The following is a 230-nucleotide window of genomic DNA, read 5'->3' as shown; positions in this document are numbered from 1 at the left end:
CCCCAGAACACGCCGCCGTCGTGGCGGATTTCCGCTGCCTGTACCCGGGTCGAGCCGTTCCCCGCCAGCAGCGTCCCGCCTTCGGGCAGCGCCTCGACCTCGTCGCCGTGGATCGCGGGCGCGTCCCAAGCGGGGGTACGGCCCGCCAGCAGCGGGTGATCGCGCCCCTCGCGCGTGGCGACGATCCGGCGCGCGATCCCCGCCTCCAGCCGATCGGGCATCTTGCGCAC

At 75.2% G+C, this 230-nt stretch carries 1 protein-coding gene; it reads right to left on the bottom strand.

All coding sequences use genetic code 11. The features are described from left to right. Window positions 1-230: type 1 glutamine amidotransferase family protein (locus AC0IYH_RS34315; protein WP_471838965.1), on the bottom strand; the 230-nt coding region annotated here is incomplete at both ends.

Source organism: Pseudomonas sp. AC463 (genome assembly GCF_979253585.1).
This window is presented reverse-complemented; position numbering and strand designations above follow the sequence as displayed.